Here is an 18,283-nt window from a genome sequence, read left to right as displayed (position 1 = left end):
TTTAGCGACGGGTCAAAGCCTCAAGGGGGGAGGGCGAGACACCGCAAAACAAAACGGCCGGAGCAATGCTCCGGCCGTTTCAATTCAGAGATACCGAACGCTATTGCGCGCCGTGGGTGACCTCGCCCTGCGCCACAAGTCGGGCGGCAGGGACTTGCGGCGTCGAGGCCGCATCCGTTGCCGCGTCGCGGATCGCGATGATCCGGTCGCGCTCGGCCTGGAAGGCCGGCAGTTCGCTGGCTTCCAGCGTCCGGCCGGTCGGCAGATCGAGCGACATCGGGTTCACCTGCTCGTTGTTGAGCAGCACTTCATAGTGCAGGTGCGGACCGGTGGAGCGGCCTGTCGTGCCGACATAGCCGATCGTCTGGCCCTGGCGCACGCGCGTGCCCGCTGTGACCCCGCTGGCGAAGCCATTGAGGTGCGCATAGGCGGTCTCATAACCGTTGGAGTGGCGGATCCGGACATAATTGCCGAACGTGCCGAACCGGTTGGCGCGGATCACGACGCCATTGCCGGCGGCATAGATCGGCGTACCGGTCGGCGCGGCGAAGTCCGTGCCGCGGTGCATGCGGTTGTAGCCGAGCACCGGATGGCGGCGCATGCCGAAATGCGAGGACAGACGGGCGCCATTGATCGGCGTGGCCATCAGGAAGCGTTCGGCGCTTTCGCCATCGCCATTGTAGAAGCCGGGACCGTCACCCGGATCGTAGAGGAAATAGTTCAGCGGCTCGCCGCGGCCGGCGAAATTCACATAGAGAATGTCGCCGGTGCGGATCACGTCGCCGGAGGACGACACGAAGCGTTCGAACACCACGTCGAACTCGTCGCCGGGCTGGATCGAGCGCTGGAAGTCGATGGCATAGCCGAGCACGCCGGCCAGTTCGACCACGATGCGGTCGGTGGCGCCGGCGGCGAGCGCGTCGACATAGAGGCTGGAATTGATCGAGCCGCGGGCACGAACGATTTCGCGCTCCAGCGAGGCAACCAGTTCACGGGCGCGGAAGCCGCCATCGGCCTGGCGCGCGACTGTGATGGTGCGGTCGCTCTCCGGACGGAAGGAGAAGCCGGCCAGGCGCGTGCCGTCCTCTGTCCCTGCGGAGATCTGCTGCAGCGCCGGGGTTTCCAGATAGACGGTCATTTCCTGGCCCGCGCGCAGATGCCGCACGGAATAGACCGGGTCGAGCGCATAGACGGCGCGGTTCACGTCCGTACTCGGCGCGCCCGCTTCGTTCAGCACGCCGGCCAGCGTACCGCCGCGCGGCACCGTGACGACGATCGCCTGACGCTCCGCCGGGCAGGCGACGCAGCCTCCGGCGAACACGGCGTTCTCGTTGAACACGGAATGGGTGAAGGCCTCGGACTCGGCCGTGGCGGTTTCCGCAGCCAGTACGGCAAGCGAGGGTGCGAACTCGTCGCGCGCCGGTTCGGCGGCATTGCCTTCGCTGAAGCGGCTGATCAGAAGACCGGCCAGCAGCACCACGGAAAGGATCAGGCTGGCTCCGATGGCCAGCCCGTTACGGCGGGCGGTATCGGCGGAATGAACGTCGAATCCGGACATAGTCGTCCCCTTTAAGGGATGGCTAACGCTGTTGAACTACTCGTTTCGAGCAAGAACCGCGCCGCGCGCGGTCAAAATCCCGTCTGTCGTGCCTCGCGAGTTGAAGAATGACCTGACGGAATATCCTTGCCAAGTGCTTACCCGCAGCAGGCGTATGCCTCCCCTGCGGTGGACTTAATACCACACCCCGACGCAGGAATCAGGTATCGATACGCACATGATGACCGAACGCACCGCCGAAAATCCGATCGCCGAACTGTCCCCCGAGAACCTTGCAGCCTTGCTGTGCGCGCGGCTTTGCCATGACCTGGTCAGCCCGGTCGCGGCGCTCGGCGCGGCCCTGTCCGTGCTCGATGACGAGGATGCGGCGGACATGCGCGACGATGCGCTGGAACTGGTCCGGGAAAGCGCCAAGCAGGCGCAGGCGAAGCTCGAATTCGCCCGCCTCGCCTTCGGCGCTGGCGGCTCGGCTCCCGGCATGATCGACAGTCTCGAACTGAAACGTCTCGCTGCGGGACTGTTCAACACGGTGAAGCCGGAACTGGTCTGGAAGGTCGCTGCGCCGTCGCTGGAGAAATCCGCCGCGCGTCTCCTGCTCAATCTCTGCATTCTCGGCATCGAATCCGCCCCGCGCGGCGGCACGGTCACGGTCGAGGCAACCGAAAGCGGCGGCGGTGCCCGCCTGCGCGTCCTCGCCGAGGGCATGAAGGCGAAGATCGATCCCAAGCATGCCGCGGCACTGGAAGGGCAGAAGCCGGACGACGGGTTCGACGGCCGCTCGATCCAGCCCTTCTATGCCGGAATGATCGCGCGCAGTGCCGGGGGCCGTGCCTCGGCCTCGTCCTCGGAAGACCGGGTGGAGTTCATCGCCCTGGTCATGAACCCGGCGCAAGCGGCGGCTTAATATTTATTCCGCTAGAATGGAAGTTCGTCGTCATCATCGATAGAGCGGGTCTTGCCTTTTAGTACGATCTCCTCACCGACATCCTTCTCAAACTCGCGATCACTCCATCTGTGCAAATGTGACAAGAGCCCGTACCCGTAGGCAGGCGGTCGGTTTCCCCTGAATCCAAAACTAAACCGCACTTCGGAATTCCGGTTATAAACTTCCACAAGTTGATCGATCTGCTTTTCTGAAAGGGTTTGGATCGCCGGAAGGACTTCTGCTAGCAAATTTCCATCCGGCCATGACTGACAGTCGGACAATGCATTCAAATATGAGCTAAAAGCGCGATCCTCATTGATAAGTAACTTGACTATTTCAATTGGCGCGCGTGACCAATCTGTCGAGAGAGCTTGAAATTTACCTAGAAATCCATACGGGTCACGCCCGAGCTTCAAGGCAATAACAGGAACATTTCTTGCCAATGCAAAACCTACTTCTTGATCCGTCCAATTGCTATCGTGAAAATCGTCAGTGAGAACTGCTACAAAAGCGTCCATGCTGTGCAAGGCATTTTCGATTTCATCTTGCCAAGCTTTTGTCGGATGAATGTCTTGATGTGCAACAAAAGATGTAAAGCCAAAAAATTGCAAATCCTCTTTTAATTTTGCAACTTCCTTCTTAACCTCGGTTTTATGACTTAAAAAAATTCGATACTTGTCTTTGAGCCAGATTCGCGATTGTTGGGTAGGCGTAACAGTTTTCTTGGACGTGATAAGTAGGCCAGATTCCTCCCTCCAGTGGCCGACTTCAGTTATCTCCATATCAATTTTGATATATTCAATATATTCATTGTCAAAATTGTGAAGTTTATTTAGGTCTTCACAAATACGATTTTGAATAGAATCCTTATTCTCTGTGATCGATAGGAATAAAAATTCAGGAATGATTAAATTTACGACGTGGCCCGCGATGCCGCCATTCCAACCATCATAACTATACTCTTCGAGAATGCTAACGGTCGAGTTCACAACGACTGTTTGCAATTCGCGTTCCTGAGCTCTCTCATACATTTTGGAGAGGGCGGACACATACGCTTCTATACGGTCAGGAATGGAGTACTTGCTCATTTTAATAACTTCTCTGATTTTGCTCCGGATGCAATTGCGCATGACGGCCTGTCATCTCGCGCGCTGCTACACCGTCAAGCGTATCCTGAAAACTATCAGTATTAACCTGCCAACCCCCCGTTAACCAAAACGGTTCCAGTCTGATTTCCGGGCGGGCGCATCAACGCGCCCGGACGGAGACGGACGATGAAGACCTGTCTGGTCGTGGACGACTCGCGCGTGATCCGGAAGGTGGCGCGGCGGATCCTGGAAGGCCTCGAATTCGATTGCGACGAGGCCGGTGACGGCGCGGCGGCGCTCGACAAGTGCCGCGCCCGGATGCCGGACGCCATCCTCCTCGACTGGAACATGCCGGTGATGAACGGCATGGACTTCATGGCCGCGCTGCGCCGCGAGCCGGGCGGGACCACACCCGTCGTCGTCTTCTGCACCACCGAGAACGACATGCAGAAGATCACCGAGGCGCTGCGCGCCGGGGCCGACGAATACATCATGAAGCCCTTCGACAGCGAAATCCTGCAATCAAAACTGGAACAGGCCGGCCTCCTTTAAGGGGGCGGCAGGGGGACAGGCATGGTCACCGCCGAAGACATGCTCTCGATCGCCAGCGAGGCGGGCCGCATCGCCGGTCTCGCCATCCGTCCCGAACAGGGCGCGATGATCGAAAGCCGGCTGTCGGGTCTCGCCCGCGCGGAGGGCTATGACAGCGTCAATGCCCTCATTGGCGCGATGAAGACCCGCAAGGACGCCAAGCTGACCGGGGCCGCCGTCGAGGCGCTCGCCGGTCGCGACACCTGGTTCTTCCGCCAGCGCGAACAGTACGACCTGATCCTGAATGACATGCTGCCCGTGCTCGCCCGCGCCCGCGGCCGGCGCCAGCCCATCCGTATCTGGTCGGCGGGCTGCTCGACCGGGCAGGAGGCCTATTCGCTGGCCATGGTGCTGGCCGAGGAGACCGGCCATATCGGGGATCTCGCGATCGAGATCGTCGGCACCGACATTTCCCGCCGCGCCATCGAGCGCGCCCGCGCCGGCGCCTATTCCCAGTTCGACGTCCAGCGCGGCCTCTCCATCCACCGCCTGGTGAAGCATTTCGAGCAGACCGGAAAGGACTGGCGGATCAAGACCGCGCTCAGGTCCATGGTGCGCTTCGAACAGGGCAATCTCCTGACCCCTCCCGAAGACACGGGCCTGTTCGACATCATATTGTGCCGCAACGTGCTGACCGCGCTGACGCCGGAAGCGCGCAAGCGCGTGATCGCCAACCTCTCGGCCCGCTGCGCCGATGACGGCTACCTCCTGATGGGCGAGGGGGAGGCGGCCTATGCCGCCGGACCCTTTCGCGCCGTCCGCGGACAGAAGGGCATTCTCACCCGTCCGGACGTGACAGAGATGGCGGCCTAGGCGTCCGCCTGACATTCAGGCCAAGAAAAAAGCCCGGGGGCGGCCCGGGCTTTCTTCGAAGTCAGTGTCGAGGCGAGAGGCGTCAGGCGACGCTCTTCTGCTCGGCCGGATCGCGTAGCACATAGCCGCGGCCCCAGACCGTCTCGATATAGTGCTGGCCACCGGTCGACGAGGCGAGCTTCTTGCGGAGCTTGCAGATGAAGACGTCGATGATCTTCAGCTCCGGCTCGTCCATGCCGCCATAAAGGTGGTTGAGGAACATTTCCTTGGTCAGCGTGGTGCCCTTTCTGAGGGAGAGGAGTTCCAGCATCTGGTACTCCTTGCCCGTCAGGTGGACGCGCTGGCCATCGACCTCGACCGTCTTGGCGTCGAGATTCACCGCCACTTCGCCGGTCTTGATGATCGACTGCGAATGGCCCTTCGACCGGCGCACGATGGCGTGGATGCGCGCCACCATCTCGTCCTTGTGGAAGGGCTTGGTCATGTAGTCGTCGGCACCATAGCCGAGACCGCGGACCTTGTTGTCGATATCGGCATTGCCGGTGAGGATCAGGATCGGCGTGTCGACCTTGGCGACCCGCAGCGTCTTCAGGACGTCAAAGCCGGGCATGTCCGGCAGATTGAGGTCCAGAAGGATGATGTCGTAGTCGTAGAGTTTGCCGAGATCGATGCCTTCTTCACCCAGATCGGTCGTGTAGACGTTGAAGCCTTCCGACTTCAGCATCAGGTCGATCGACTGGGCCGTGGCCCGATCGTCTTCAATGAGCAAAACCCGCATGGATCAAGCCTCCGCCCCGCTTGTTGCCCCCGCGAATCAGTAAGTTGCGCGGCTGGCACCATGGTTAACCTGCTTCGCACGCTAGGTGGAAACCCTTAATGAAAGTTAACCGGGTGTGGAGAGACTCAGAAATCATCAAGGCTCGATTCTCCCGATTCGCTAAGTGATTGTTTTGGAGTCGCTTCCGACTCCGGTGAGTCCCGGTTGCAACAGCTGCATTTTTCTTCCGGCAGGTGTGTTTCATGAGGTTCACCACGCTCACTCCTCGAGGCCGCGGGCGCGCCGCCATGTCCGCCGCCGGTCACTTTTGAAGTGACAGGCCGCCGCGCAGACGGTTTAGTGCACGACCGGGATCGCCGGACAGGAGGGATGCGCCATGAAATTCTTGGCCGCCGCGTTCGCCCTGATGCTTGCCATGGCGGCTCCCGCCCTGTCGCAGGTCACCTTCGGGAACAATGTCCAGATGTCGGTTCTTCCCGCTGCCCGCGCGGCGACGGTGGGACAGGACGTCACGTTTTTCGCCACCCTGCTGTCGACCGACGAAGACGATCTGACCTGCCAACCCAGCCCGGCTTCTGTCATCGGACTGCCGAACGGCGTCACCGGAACGCTGGGCGTTTACGCGCTTGATGACGCAGGCGCGGTCGAAGGTGCGCGCAATGCCGCCTTCACGATCAGCGCCGGCGGGCGGCGTGACCTGCTGGTCGTGTTCAACATCGCACAGCCCGTGCAGGGCGATGTCGAGATCTCGATCGCCTGCCGCGATCCGGCGAACAATTTCGAAATCCCGCGCACCTATCGCGGTGTCAACACTTTCGCGCTGACTGTCACCGTCGCGCCTGGTCCCGACATCGTCATGATCGGTGACACGATCAGCCGCGACGGCGTCGCGCGGGTTGGATCGACCGGACCGCGCGCCGCCTTGCTCACCGTGGCAGCGGTGAATATCGGGACCGCCGGCGGACCCTTCGAAGTCTATCCCGACATCACCGGGTTTTCGATGCTGGAACGGCTCGGCCTGACGATTTGCGAGCTTGATGCTGCAGCCAACTGCCTGGCCCCGCGCAGCGATTACGTGACCGTGTCCAGCTGGGGTCAGAACGAGGTGCGCTACTTCGCCGTCTTCGCCCCGATCCCGGGATTTATGGGCCTGCCCTTCTGGCCGGACCTGCTGCGTCTTCAGGCGACGGTGGTCAACGCCGTCCACGCGCCGGCGGGAGATGTGTCCGGCCCGGCCTCGGAGCATCGCGAGGAAGCGCCTCTGGCACGCACATCGTCGGCAGTTTCCGCGCTTCGCTCTGACGAATGGGACATCATCGTGGGCGCGGACCCCGACCTCTTCTACCCGGCCTATCAATGCTACAATCGGCAGGATCAGGACACGACCGGCCGGTTCGAAAACGTCGGCGGCATCCTCATTCCCTTGAACGAAAGCGACGGCCTGCCCGGCGAAGTTACGGTCGTGTCTTATATCTGGACGCGGGACAGGGGACGCGAGCCCTATCCGCAGCCTGTCCGCTTTGCCCAATTTGACATGTCCGGCAACGCCCCCGCGGCAACGGATCTCGACCTGCTGGGCGTCGGCATTGCCGACCGCCAGCCCACGGACTCAAGCATCCCGGCGACGGCCCAGCTGAACGATGGCATAAGTTTCATCTTCAACTGGTCCGGCAACAGCAATCTCGAGAATGATTTCTTTGCTGACGGCCGCGCACGCTGCGCGCCCGTCCCCCCGGCACCCGGTGTCGCCCGATCGCCGAACGGTGCCCCGGCCCGCACCGCAGCGACACTCGACGGCCGCTATGAGCCGCCGCCGCCCCTCCTTCCGACCGTCAACCCCAACCAGGATCCAAATGCGCCGATGCTGGTCGTTGACGAGGGCCTTTTGGCTAACCCGACGGGATTGGCCGGAGTCCTGCTGGCGCAGTTGTTCGAGGCGCGTTCGCTCGATCCCGCTGCGCCCGGCGATATCGACATTCTCGATGCCTTCGCCGGCTTCTTTGCCCATCTCGGATCGCCGGGAGGCGGTTCGTCGACAGGACCGGACGGCCCGTCTGCCAATGGCGGCGAGCCCGTCGGTTTCACCCTGATCGCCAATCCGGCCGATCTCGCCTCGGTCGATGGTCCGCCGGGCTGCCTCGTCATCCTCGCACTCGATGGCGATGTCGCCGACGTGGACGCTGCGCTCGACGCCGATGCCAACATCATGATCTTCGCCGCGACGCCGGAAGGCGAGCCGGTTCCCGATGTCGCGCTGGAAGATTGTCTGCCCTGACAGGGGACGCGATCGCCGCCAATCCCCCTGACGCCCGGAAGCGCGCGCCTTATCTCGTGAGCCGAAACCCGCGAGACAAGGAGTGCGCGCGATGAATTGCCCCGTCGATGGTGAAACCCTGGTGATGGCCGACCGCTCCGGCGTCGAGATCGACTATTGCCCGAAATGCCGCGGCGTCTGGCTCGATCGCGGCGAGCTCGACAAGATCGTCGAGCGCTCCGCACCGGCCGCGCCGGTTGAAACGCGCCGCCGCGACCGTGACGACAATGATGATGACGATGATCACCGTGGTGGACCGTGGGGCGGTGACCGTGATCACGGCCGCCGGCCGCAACGCCGCCGGGAATCCTTCCTGGGCGAACTCTTCGACTTCTGACCGGGCGGATTATTCCGCGGCGATCCGCGACGGTTCGATCAGCGACAGCAGCGGCGCGAACTTTCCGTCCGGCGTGTCCTTGCGCCCGTCATAGAGGATCCGGTCTTCATAACCGGTGATCCACAGGGCGTCCGGGTTGCGCCGGGCGATGACGAGATCGCCCTGCCGGTCGCTATGGGGCGAACGGTGCAGCTTGAACACGGCAAGCCCTTCGGCCAGCGCCTCGCCCAAGGGCCCGCCGATCGCACGCGCGGACCTGTGGCCCTCGATCACCGAGACCATCTCCATCTTCCCCGCCTCGGTCGACAGCGCAAAGCGCGACCGCTCGATGCCGGACAGATTGGCCTGGCTCTCATTGTGGATCGCCCACGCGGTTTCCACCGGCAGGGCGAAGGCGCGGTGACCTTCGATCTCGCGGCACTGGAAGAAATAGTGGTTGTTGACGCCCAGCTTCTTCAGTTCCTGCTGCATCACGCGCAGGGCGCGCGCGCTGTCATTCACCCCGTCGATGATGGGCGTCTGGTTTTCCAGCGTCACGAAGGGGCGGGAGCGAAGATCGCGGATCGCCTTCCGCACCAGCGGATTGCGCCGGTAACCCGTCGCACCCTTTTCCCAGCCGCCCTGGCCGTCCGGCACCAGGAATTCGTCCGGGTGGGTGAAGTGGACCATGAAGCTGACGAGCACATCCGGGTGCAGCTCGTGGAACAGGTCGAGCATGTCGAGGAAGTTCTGGTCGAACCGCTTGGGGTAGAAGGCTATCTCCTTCGTCCCGATGCGGATCACCTCGACCCCGGCCTCGGCCAGCCCGTTCATGTAGTCGAACAGATTCCGGTTCGACAGCACCATCGGGTCGCCGCCTGACAGGAGCGCCTCGCGGACGCGCGGCTTGTCCGTTTCGCCGGCCTCGGCCTTCGCGTTGTGGCCCCGGATATAATCCGCGATCTCGTGGATCGAGGCGGTGTCCTTCTCCGTCTTCCCGGTCAGGAAGTCGGAACGGTAGCAATAGCGGCACCAGGACGAGCAGGCCCGCACGACATAGAGCAGGACCAGTTCGTATTTGTGCAAAAGGCCCGGCACCGGGCTGTATTTCAGCTGGTTCGACGGATCGGCTTCGCCGGACAGGTCTTCGGTCTCTTCCGGGCGCGCCTTGATCAGATTGCGCACCGCCTCGCTCCTGCGGGCGAGTTCCAGATAATAGCCCGTCGCGCGCGGCGGCAGACGGTCTGACACGCCGGCCGCGGCCAGCGCGTCCAGCTCGGCCTGCGAATAGACGGCCGCGCCGCCCGCTTCGAGATAACGGCGATAGCGCTCGATATCGTGGACGACATGACGCCGGAACCGCGTTTCCGCGATCCGCGCATACACATTGTCCATATTCTTCCGGCTCAGCGCCTTCTTGCGGGGACGTGAACCCGCGACGCGATTGACCAGGGTGGCGGGGGGCATGGTTGTCTCCCGTCAGCGATGGTTGTCATTTCATGAGCGCAAGGCGCGCTACGGCGAAGTCCGGACATGCGGCGCCCAAGGCGCACACCCTCCGTCCGGGCCGCGGAACATAGCCTCTTGTGTCCGGATGTGAACCCTGCGGCCTGCTGACATTCCTTCGCCGCGTTTACGGGGCGGCAACCGCGTTCGGTTACCTTTCGCATTCGTGACCTCTGTCCCGTCGAACGGGATGACAAGCGCAGGATGCGCGAAAGGCCGTGATGCAAGGGCTGATCGAACAGGTCGAGGCAATGGATCCGCGCGTGCTCACCGGGCGCGTGACGTCGGTCAACGGCCTCATGATCGCCGCGCAGGGACCGAAGTCCGGCTTCGTTCTCGGCGCGCGCGCCTGGCTCGACACGCCGGGCGGACGGTCGCCGTGCGAGGTCGTCGGCTTTCGCGGCGAGACCGCCATCCTCATGCCCTTTGCGCCGATGGACGGTGTCGGACCGGGCGCGGAACTCCGCCTCGAACCGCAGCTGGCCACCGTGCGCCCCAGCACCGCCTGGCTTGGCCGGGTCATCGACAGTTTCGGCCGTCCGCTTGACGGTCAGGGCCCGCTGCGCGAAGGCGCCCGCGCCTACCTGGTCAAGGGCCAGCCGCCCTGCGCCCACCAGCGCGCCCGGCTCGGTGAACGCCTCGATCTCGGCGTGCGGGCGCTCAACGCCTTCGTGCCGATGCGGCGCGGCCAGCGTCTCGGTATTTTCGCCGGCTCCGGTGTCGGCAAGTCCGTGCTGATGTCGATGCTGGCGCGCGGCTCTGATGCCGACGTCATCGTCATCGGCCTGGTCGGCGAACGGGGCCGCGAAGCCCGCGAATTCGTCGAGGACGTGCTCGGTCCGGAAGGCCGCCGCCGTGCCGTCGTGATCACCGAGACGTCCGATGCTCCCGCGCTGGCGCGCCGTCAGGCCGCGCAGCTGACCATGACGGTCGCGGAATATTTCCGCGACCAGGGCAAGGACGTGCTCTGCCTGATGGATTCGGTCACCCGCGTCGCCCTGGCGCAGCGCGAGATCGGCCTCGCCGCCGGCGAACCGCCGACCACGCGCGGCTACACGCCGTCGGTCTTCGCCGAACTGCCGCGCCTCCTCGAACGCGCCGGGCCGGGCCCGCAGCGCAGCGATGGTGGAAAGCAGGGCTCGATCACCGGCCTGTTCACCGTTCTCGTCGACGGCGACGATCACAACGAACCGGTCGCCGATGCGGTCCGGGGCATTCTCGACGGCCATGTGGTGATGGACCGCGCCATCGCGGAGCGGGGGCGCTTCCCCGCCATCGATGTGCTGCGCTCGATCAGCCGCACCGCGCCGGAAGTCTACGGCGATGGCGAAGCGGACATTGTCCGCAGCGCCCGCGCCGCACTGTCGGACTATGCCGACATGGAAGAATTGATCCGTCTGGGCGCCTATGCCCGCGGGTCGAACCCGGCAACAGACCGGGCGATTGCGCTCAACGATCCGTTGCAGCGCTTCCTCGGACAGGGAAAAGACGAAGCGGCGAGCATCGCCGAAACCTTCGCGGCCCTGTCGGGGATTTTGGGTGGTGATGGAGGTAAATCATGACGCGCTCACACGAGCCGCTGATCCGGCTGGCGCGCTTCAAGGTCGAGGAACTGCAAAAGCAGATGGCCGAGATCGACCGCGCGCGGACGTCGCTGAACGACCAGATTTCGCGCCTCGAGGCCTCGGTGCCCGAGGAACAGGCCGAAGCGGCCAAGTCCAGGGAAGGCTTCCTGGCCTATGGCAGCTACGCCCAGGCGGTGATCAAGCGGAAGGAAAACATCCGCCTGTCACTGGCCGAGGTCGAAGGCCAGGCCGACTCGATCCGTTCGCGACTCGAGACGGCGTTTCAGGAGCTGAAGAAGTACGAGCTTCTGGAAGAACGCCGCCTTGCCCGCATTGAGGCCGCCGTCCGTTCCGCCGAACAGGCCGAACTCGACGAGATCGCCCAGATGCGCGCCGCGCGGGCGCACTAGGCGTTTCGATTTCAATTCATGGGGTCCCCGCGAACGCGGGGATCCGAAGACTCGCACCCGGTTTCGGGTCCCCGTTTCCACGGGGACCCCAGCATATCCCTTCATCTTGAGGTGCTCGCGCAGTGAACCACGCCTGTCCCCGCAAAGGCGGGGAAAGGGCGAAGGGACTCCGGTGACACCTACCAGTTCTGCGACCAGCTGAGATCCACGCGCAAGCCGCGTCCTGCCTCGCTCGCGCCGGCGACGGTGCGCGAATAGTCGGTGTCGAACACGTTGTCGACGCCCGTCGAGACGGCAAGGCCGCGATCCGCGAACGGCCGCCAGCGGCCATAGAGATCGACCACGGTATAGCCTTCGCGCTCCAGCGCCGGGTCGTTCGTCTTGTCGAAATCGCCAGCGAACTCGGCGCGAACCCCGAAGGTAAGGCGCGGCGCGGCGAACGTGTAGCGGCCATCGACGAACAGCCGGATCGGGGTCAGCGAGCCGAGCGGGTCGCCCGTCGCATCATCCTCGCCATCGACGTCGGACAGGGCCGCGCTCAATTCGAGCCCGCCGGACGTATAGTGAGCCTGCGCTTCGTATCCGGTCAGCGTCGCCGCCGCGATATTCGCCGAATTCGTCGTGCCGGCATTGCAGGGCAGGAAGGGCGGCGCGAAGCAGGTGCCCGGGAAGGCGAAATTGACCGACAGGTTGATCAGGTCCTCGGCCTGCGTCTCGTAGACCGAGGCCTTGAATTCAAGCCTGTCGCCGGGGCGGACGGAATCCCGCAGCGACAGGCCGAACCCGGCTTCGATCGTTTCGGTCGATTCCGGGCGCAGATTCGGATTGGCGATGAATTCATTGGTGATGAAGACCGGCGCGCCCAGCACCGGGTGGGGCAGGGAGAAATGCGTCCCGTCGAGATAGAGCTCGTTCGCCGACGGTGCGCGGAAGGCTTGCGCCCAGTTGGCGAAGACTCGGAAGGTTTCGTTCGGCGCATAACTCGCGCCGAAACGGCCCGACACCTGATCGTCGGAATTGTCCGCCGCGAGCACCGACGCGCTTTCGAAGGAATCCCACCGGATCCCCGGCAGCAGGACGATCTCGCCCGGCAGGCCGAACGGCGCCGCGCCGGTCAGTTCGAGCTGCGTGAACAGGCCTGTGAAGGTCGACTGCGCGTCCGGCACGCCGCCGCGCGTGCCCGTCGGATCGTCGCTGTCGAAGCCGGTCTGCTTGTCCTCATACATTTCGCCGCCGACCGTCAGGCCTGCGTCGAACCCGCCGAGCGTGAATGCGAAACGCTGGTCGACGCGCAGGCCCCAGCTGTCGAGTTGGCGGTCGATGATGCGCCCGCTGGCGGTCTCGCGCTCATGAACGCCCTGCTGGCCGGTATGGGCGACGATCTGCATGTCCAAGAGCGAACCCGCCGGCGCGATGTCGGCATTCAGCTGGAATGTGTCGCTGGTCACGTCCTTCTCGACCAGCGGATTGAGACCGCCGACACCGGCATTGCCCTGACCATTGTTCGGCTCGGTCACATCGGACCGGAAAGCCTGCCAGCTCAGCTCGCCGCGCACGCCGGGGGCGAGGTCGGCGCCGAGCTTGATCAGACCGGCGAGGCTCTCGTCGTCGGCTGGAAGGTCGTTGCCGCTGCCGAGCGAGATATCGCCGCTTTCGCGCCGCGTCACGTGGCCGAGCATGTCGAATACTTCGCCGCGGCGATAGGCCGTGAGCCCGGCGCGGACTTCGCCATCGACCGTGCGATGTCCGGCGACCGCGCCGATGCCGAAGGTCTCGCCGCCGGACAGCAGATCGTCGGGATCCGCCGTGCGCAGCGCGATCACGCCGCCCGCCGCGCCGGACCCGTAGAGCGCGGATGCGGGACCGCGCACCGCTTCGACGCCCGACAGGATCATCGGGTCGACATAGACGACGCCGTCATGGGCGGAGTTGAAATTCTGCCGCGCGCCGTCGAGCAGCAGGGTGACATTCTCGCGGCTGAGTCCGCGCATCGACAGCGTCTGGCCGGTGCGGCGCGGGCCGCCCGCGACGTCCACGCCCGGCAATTCCTGCAGCAGTTCGTCGAGCGAGGCGGGTGCCGTCAGCGCGATTGTTTCCGCGTCGATCGCCGACGCCATGCCGGGATAGTCGAAGGCCGGGATCTCGGTGCGCGTCGCGGTGATGATCAGGACTTCGGGGGATTCGACCCCCGTGCCCTCGTCAGTGGTCTGGGCCAGGGCGGGCGCCGCCATGACCATGGCGAGAAGGCTGACCCCTCCGGCGAACGTCGAAATGTGAAACATGATATCCCCCGATTTGCAAATCGTTCTCAATTGCGTTTGGCTACCCATAGCCTCTTGCAATTTGCGACTGCAAGTGAGAATCGTTATTAAAATGCAGTTCGGGTCGTGCTAGGCGATCCGGCATCTGGACGAATGGGCTGATGGAGGGCCGACACATGCGGGTGTTTCTGATTTCGGCGTCGGTGGTGTTGCTGGCGGGGTGTGCGACCGGGCAGGGTTATGTCTCGGGCGGCGCGGGCAGCGGCACGGTGAATGCGTTGCCGGTCCAATCGCAGGCCGAGTTCGAGCGCGACCGTGACGCCATCCTCGCCATGGCCGGCGAATACGACGTGACCTTCGATTTCCGGGAGACCGTGCCGCTGCGCGAGGGCTATGAGCTCGCCGAGCCGAAGCGGACCGGTGCCTGGGAAGTCGTCCGCGTGATCGAGGATCGCGGCGATTTCATCTCGCTGCAGCACTTCCTCCTCGTCGGCGATGACGAAGACAACCCGATGGTGATCAAGCACTGGCGCCAGGACTGGGAGTACGAACCCGCCCGCATCATGGACTATGACGGCCATGACGACTGGCACATGATCGACCTGACGGAGGCGGAAGCCGCCGGAGCCTGGTCGCAAAGCGTCTATCAGGTCGATGACAGCCCGCGTTATGCCGCCGTCGCCCGCTGGACCCATGACGATGACGGCATTTCGACCTGGGAACCGGACGTCTCGAACCGCCCCCTCCCGCGCCGCGACGACACCACGCGCAGCGACTATCACGCCATCCAGGCGGTGAATCGCCACGTCATCACGCCCTGGGGCTGGGTCCACGAACAGGACAACACCAAGATCGTGATCGACGCGGCGGGCGAACACCCGCTCGTGCGCGAAGTCGGCGTGAACACCTATGTCCGCACCGACCTGCCGCGCGACGACGCGGCCGACGAATACTGGGCCGCGACGGCGGACTACTGGACGAATGTCCGGGCCTTCTGGGACACACTCGAAGCGACGGCCGACACCTTCCACGTCGCCGACGATGCCGAAGGCACGCTGCTCTACGGCCCGATGCTGTCGGCCTCGATGCGCATCGCGTTCGGCGCCGCCGATACGGAGGAGGCTTGGGCAGAGGCCGAAGACCTGCTGGCTTCGCAGGTCGCCATCAATGGCGAGCCGGTGAGCACCAATTTCATCGAAATGGCCGCGGCAGAGTAGGGTTGGCTCGCGCCTATTCCCCTCGCCCCCATTTGGGGGAGAGGGGTCAGGGGTGAGGGGGCGTGCGCCTCGCTCGCGATGTCAGAGCAGAACCCCTCATCCGCCCTTCGGGCACCTTCTCCCCTTCAAAAAGGGGAGAAGGGAAAGACCCAAATAGTCATTCCCGCGCACGCGGGAATCCAGGACGACCGCAAATCTGGACTCCCGTCTTCACGGGAGTGACGAGAAAATATGAAAAGAAAACCTCCGCCCCGGATTTATTCCGGGGCCTACCTTCAGTGCGGACAACTCACCCACGGTAGGTCCCGGCACAAGGCCGGGCTAGAAGGTTATTTCGCTATTCAGCGGGACGTTGAGGCAGTTGGAGATCAGGCTCTGGTCTGCCCGGGTCTTGGCAAAGGTCCGGTCCGCACGTTCGGACGCTGGCGGCAAGAGCACGAGCGTTGGAAATTGCGCCTTCAGGCGAGGGTAACGTCCAGAAATGTAGGCTGGCTGGTATCGACCCGTGCGGGCGTTCGATAACGTGGTCGATGCGGCCTGCGTCGCCCCGCAGCCATCGCACATTGTCGACGCCTTGCCTGCGCCATGCCCAATCGCGACCGGGCGAACGCGGCACGTCCGGTGCCCAGCCTACATACATTCCCATCGAGGAGCCGTCGGGAAGCTCGAAACGGTAGACGACAAAATCTTCGCGAATGGCGATCAGTTCAGCCGTCCCGCCGTCAGGCAATTCGACGCAGAAAGACCATCCAGCAAGGTTGCATCCGTCGGGCAGGCTTCCCGCCTGCACCGCCATCGCAACAAGCGCCGCGGCGATCACCGCCAGTTTCGCTTCTTCAGGAAGAACAGCCCGTAGATGACCGCGAAATAGATCGCGATGCGCGCCAGCACGACGAGGCCGCCGCGATCGTCGAGCCGCGCCAGCATCAGGTCGAAGGCGAAGTCCGGCGGGCTGCCGGTCGCCCATCTCCAGAAGAAGGGCGAGATCGTATCCATCACGAACGCGAAGGTGACCGCCCCGACGAGCTGGCCCGAGCGCCGCATGATCAGCGCCGTCACGATCCCCCACAACAGGATCAGCCACCAGTCGAAGCCGGTGAAGCCGTCGGATAACCGTTCGAAAATCCTGTCCATGACGAACCAGTTTAGGCCGCTTCGCGGCCCTGTGCGAGATGTCCGGCGAGCTTTTCGACGTCGCGGAAGGCTTCGCAATTGGGGTGGCGCTGGGGCAGGGGCATTTGCGCCCGGATCGCATCCGGGATCGCCATGTCATGCGCGATCGTGCCGGCCAGTTGCGGCGTGAAGCCGAGGAAGCTTTCGCAGGTCTTGCGGAAGGCGCCATAGGCCGACAGCGCCGCCTCCTTCGACGGGGCATTGTTCACCACGACCAGCGGCGCGGCGCTGTCATCGCGGCGTCGCAGCGTCTTCACGAAGGCATAGGCGTCGGTCAGCGAGGTCGGCTCGTCATTGATCACGATGATCACATCGTCCGCAGACATGGCGAGGCGCAGCGTGGAATGGTCCGCCCCGGCAGCGAGGTCGAGGATCGCCCGGTCGTAATAGAGCGACAGCGCGGAGATGCCGGCTGCCAGCCGTCCCACCGCTTCGGTCTTGAGATCGGCGAGCGCGCCCGAACCCGACCGGCCCGAGATCACGTCGAACCCGCCGGCGCGGATCGCCCCGCCCATTACGCGTTGCACGGCGTCTTCCAGCAGCACTTCCCCGGCCAGCACCGCGGCCAGGTCGGCATCGGGCTGCAGGCCCAGCTGAACGTCGATATTGGCCATGCCGAGATCGCCGTCGATCAGCAGCGTCTGTTCGCCCTTGAGCGAGAAGGCCCCGGCGAGCGCGGAGGCGAGCGCGGTCTTGCCGACCCCGCCCTTTCCGGACGCGATGGCGAGCATCCGCCCCGCCGGTCCTGTCGAGGAAGTCCTGACCGGAGCCTTCATCATTCCTCTCCCTCATTCCCGCCATCTGGCAGATCACGTTCATCGAGCAGGGTGCGCGCCAGCCGTAACGGCGTCGCCGGTGCGAGGCCGGACCCGATATAGGGGCTGGCGGAAATCTGGCCGTAGGCGAGCCCCGCTTCGCCCGCCGCCACCACGGCGCCGAGCCGCCGCGCGCAATCGAGCTTGGTCAGGATCACCCGGTTCGCGCCGATGGCGGCGAACATGGCGGCGGCGTCCCCGGCATCCTCGGCCGATTGTCCGGCCTCGATCACGGCGATGATCTCGGCATCGGATGGCGCGGCGAAGGCGTGCAGCATGTCGAGATCGTCGACATCGAACGGGTTGGACGCCGGCGCATCAATCAGCAGGGGGGCATCGGCGCGGTCGGCGAGCTGTGCCAGTTCGCGCGGATCGTCGCAGGACGCGAATTCGAGCCGCAGCTTGCCGGCGAGTTCACGCAGACGGGCTTCGGCCCCGGCGCGTTCCGGATCGGCGGAGACGAGGAGAGGTTGCGCCCCTTCGGCGACCGCGCGCGCGGCCAGCTTGGCCAGAACCGACGTCTTGCCTGATCCTGGTGCCCCGGCGATCAGAAGCGGCCGCTCGGACACCGGCGGACAGGGGCGAAAACGATAGCGGGCCTCCAGCGCGGCGGCGAGGGCGGCGGTATCACCGCGGTCCTCGAACTGGCGCGCGGCCTTGGCCAGCGCATCGGCGGCGCGCTGCGGCACGCCGTGGAAAGAGAGGATTTCGGCGAGGTGATTGTCGTCCTCGGGCGAGGGGCGGGCCCGGCGCTGGGTCTCGCTCTCCCGGCTGGCGCGCAGGCGCGGCGCGTCCCTGACCTCGCCGAAGCGCGGACCCTCGGCGGCGGCGCGGACCTCGATCCCGCCGCCCGGCCGGTTGCCGGTGGAGATGATCACGGCATCGGGGCCGAGATCCCGGCGCACCTGTGCCATCACCTCGGTCAGCGACGGTCCGGAGAAGGTCATCAGCCG

The 18,283-nt window shown here is 64.4% G+C and carries 16 protein-coding genes; 8 read left to right on the top strand and 8 right to left on the bottom strand.

What is annotated here, in order from left to right:
- Nucleotides 1–100 precede the first annotated feature (100 nt).
- A complete protein-coding gene (locus tag ACFOOR_RS12310) occupies nt 101–1,558 on the bottom strand; it encodes a M23 family metallopeptidase (protein WP_343165216.1) in 1,458 nt (485 codons plus the stop codon).
- A 217-nt stretch (nt 1,559–1,775) separates the two neighbouring features.
- Between ACFOOR_RS12310 and chpT the strand changes: the two genes are divergently transcribed.
- Entirely contained in the window at nt 1,776–2,462 is a 687-nt protein-coding gene (gene chpT, locus ACFOOR_RS12305; protein WP_343165215.1) for a histidine phosphotransferase ChpT, read from the top strand.
- A gap of 11 nt (nt 2,463–2,473) precedes the next feature.
- On the opposite strand, the gene ACFOOR_RS12300 is transcribed toward chpT, so the two are convergent.
- Entirely contained in the window at nt 2,474–3,571 is a 1,098-nt protein-coding gene (locus ACFOOR_RS12300) for a toll/interleukin-1 receptor domain-containing protein (protein ID WP_343165214.1), read from the bottom strand.
- Nucleotides 3,572–3,757: 186 nt separating this feature from the next.
- Here ACFOOR_RS12300 and ACFOOR_RS12295 point away from each other — a divergent pair, with 186 nt between their 5' ends.
- Nucleotides 3,758–4,123, top strand: a complete 366-nt coding sequence (locus ACFOOR_RS12295) for a response regulator (protein ID WP_343165213.1) — start codon at nt 3,758–3,760, stop codon at nt 4,121–4,123.
- Nucleotides 4,124–4,144: 21 nt separating this feature from the next.
- Nucleotides 4,145–4,975 carry a CheR family methyltransferase gene (locus tag ACFOOR_RS12290; RefSeq protein ID WP_343165212.1) on the top strand — a complete coding sequence of 277 codons (831 nt, stop codon included), beginning with the start codon at nt 4,145–4,147 and terminating at the stop codon, nt 4,973–4,975.
- Nucleotides 4,976–5,057: 82 nt separating this feature from the next.
- Here the strand turns inward: ACFOOR_RS12290 and ctrA are convergent, their stop codons facing one another.
- On the bottom strand, nt 5,058–5,753 hold the full coding sequence (ctrA, locus tag ACFOOR_RS12285; RefSeq protein WP_343165211.1) for a response regulator transcription factor CtrA: 696 nt from the start codon (nt 5,751–5,753) through the stop codon (nt 5,058–5,060).
- A 376-nt stretch (nt 5,754–6,129) separates the two neighbouring features.
- Here ctrA and ACFOOR_RS12280 point away from each other — a divergent pair, with 376 nt between their 5' ends.
- Nucleotides 6,130–8,028, top strand: a complete 1,899-nt coding sequence (locus ACFOOR_RS12280) for a hypothetical protein (RefSeq protein ID WP_343165210.1) — start codon at nt 6,130–6,132, stop codon at nt 8,026–8,028.
- Nucleotides 8,029–8,119: 91 nt separating this feature from the next.
- Entirely contained in the window at nt 8,120–8,404 is a 285-nt protein-coding gene (locus ACFOOR_RS12275; RefSeq protein WP_343165209.1) for a TFIIB-type zinc ribbon-containing protein, read from the top strand.
- A 9-nt stretch (nt 8,405–8,413) separates the two neighbouring features.
- On the opposite strand, the gene ACFOOR_RS12270 is transcribed toward ACFOOR_RS12275, so the two are convergent.
- The gene (locus ACFOOR_RS12270) at nt 8,414–9,850 is read right to left on the bottom strand and encodes a KamA family radical SAM protein (protein ID WP_343165208.1); all 1,437 of its coding nucleotides are present in this window, start codon (nt 9,848–9,850) and stop codon (nt 8,414–8,416) included.
- 260 nt (nt 9,851–10,110) lie between these two features.
- On the opposite strand from ACFOOR_RS12270, the gene fliI reads away from it, so the two are divergent.
- Nucleotides 10,111–11,451, top strand: coding sequence for a flagellar protein export ATPase FliI (fliI, locus tag ACFOOR_RS12265; protein ID WP_343165207.1), 1,341 nt, complete (start codon nt 10,111–10,113; stop codon nt 11,449–11,451).
- On the top strand, nt 11,448–11,864 hold the full coding sequence (gene fliJ / locus ACFOOR_RS12260; RefSeq protein WP_343165206.1) for a flagellar export protein FliJ: 417 nt from the start codon (nt 11,448–11,450) through the stop codon (nt 11,862–11,864). Before fliI ends, fliJ begins: the two co-directional genes overlap by 4 nt.
- 179 nt (nt 11,865–12,043) lie before the next feature.
- Here fliJ and ACFOOR_RS12255 read toward each other — a convergent pair whose 3' ends face one another.
- Nucleotides 12,044–14,146 carry a TonB-dependent receptor domain-containing protein gene (locus tag ACFOOR_RS12255; protein ID WP_343165205.1) on the bottom strand — a complete coding sequence of 701 codons (2,103 nt, stop codon included), beginning with the start codon at nt 14,144–14,146 and terminating at the stop codon, nt 12,044–12,046.
- A gap of 155 nt (nt 14,147–14,301) precedes the next feature.
- Here ACFOOR_RS12255 and ACFOOR_RS12250 point away from each other — a divergent pair, with 155 nt between their 5' ends.
- Nucleotides 14,302–15,342 (top strand): DUF6607 family protein, encoded by a 1,041-nt coding sequence (locus ACFOOR_RS12250; RefSeq protein WP_343165204.1) that lies wholly within the window; start codon nt 14,302–14,304, stop codon nt 15,340–15,342.
- 816 nt (nt 15,343–16,158) lie between these two features.
- On the opposite strand, the gene ACFOOR_RS12245 is transcribed toward ACFOOR_RS12250, so the two are convergent.
- From ACFOOR_RS12245 to ACFOOR_RS12235, 3 genes are read right to left on the bottom strand one after another with little or no spacing between them, the layout of a single operon-like run.
- Nucleotides 16,159–16,476 (bottom strand): hypothetical protein, encoded by a 318-nt coding sequence (locus ACFOOR_RS12245; RefSeq protein ID WP_343165203.1) that lies wholly within the window; start codon nt 16,474–16,476, stop codon nt 16,159–16,161.
- An 11-nt stretch (nt 16,477–16,487) separates the two neighbouring features.
- A complete protein-coding gene (locus ACFOOR_RS12240) occupies nt 16,488–17,291 on the bottom strand; it encodes an AAA family ATPase (RefSeq protein ID WP_343165202.1) in 804 nt (267 codons plus the stop codon).
- Nucleotides 17,291–18,277, bottom strand: coding sequence for a flagellar biosynthesis protein FlhF (locus tag ACFOOR_RS12235; RefSeq protein ID WP_343165201.1), 987 nt, complete (start codon nt 18,275–18,277; stop codon nt 17,291–17,293). The genes ACFOOR_RS12240 and ACFOOR_RS12235 overlap by 1 nt, the downstream gene beginning before the upstream one ends.
- Between the last annotated feature and the right edge of the window lie 6 nt (nt 18,278–18,283).

Source organism: Hyphobacterium vulgare, assembly GCF_042643335.1.
Classification (GTDB): domain Bacteria; phylum Pseudomonadota; class Alphaproteobacteria; order Caulobacterales; family Maricaulaceae; genus Hyphobacterium; species Hyphobacterium vulgare.
Note: the sequence above shows the minus strand (reverse complement) of the source record. Positions and strands in the feature narration are given on the sequence as shown.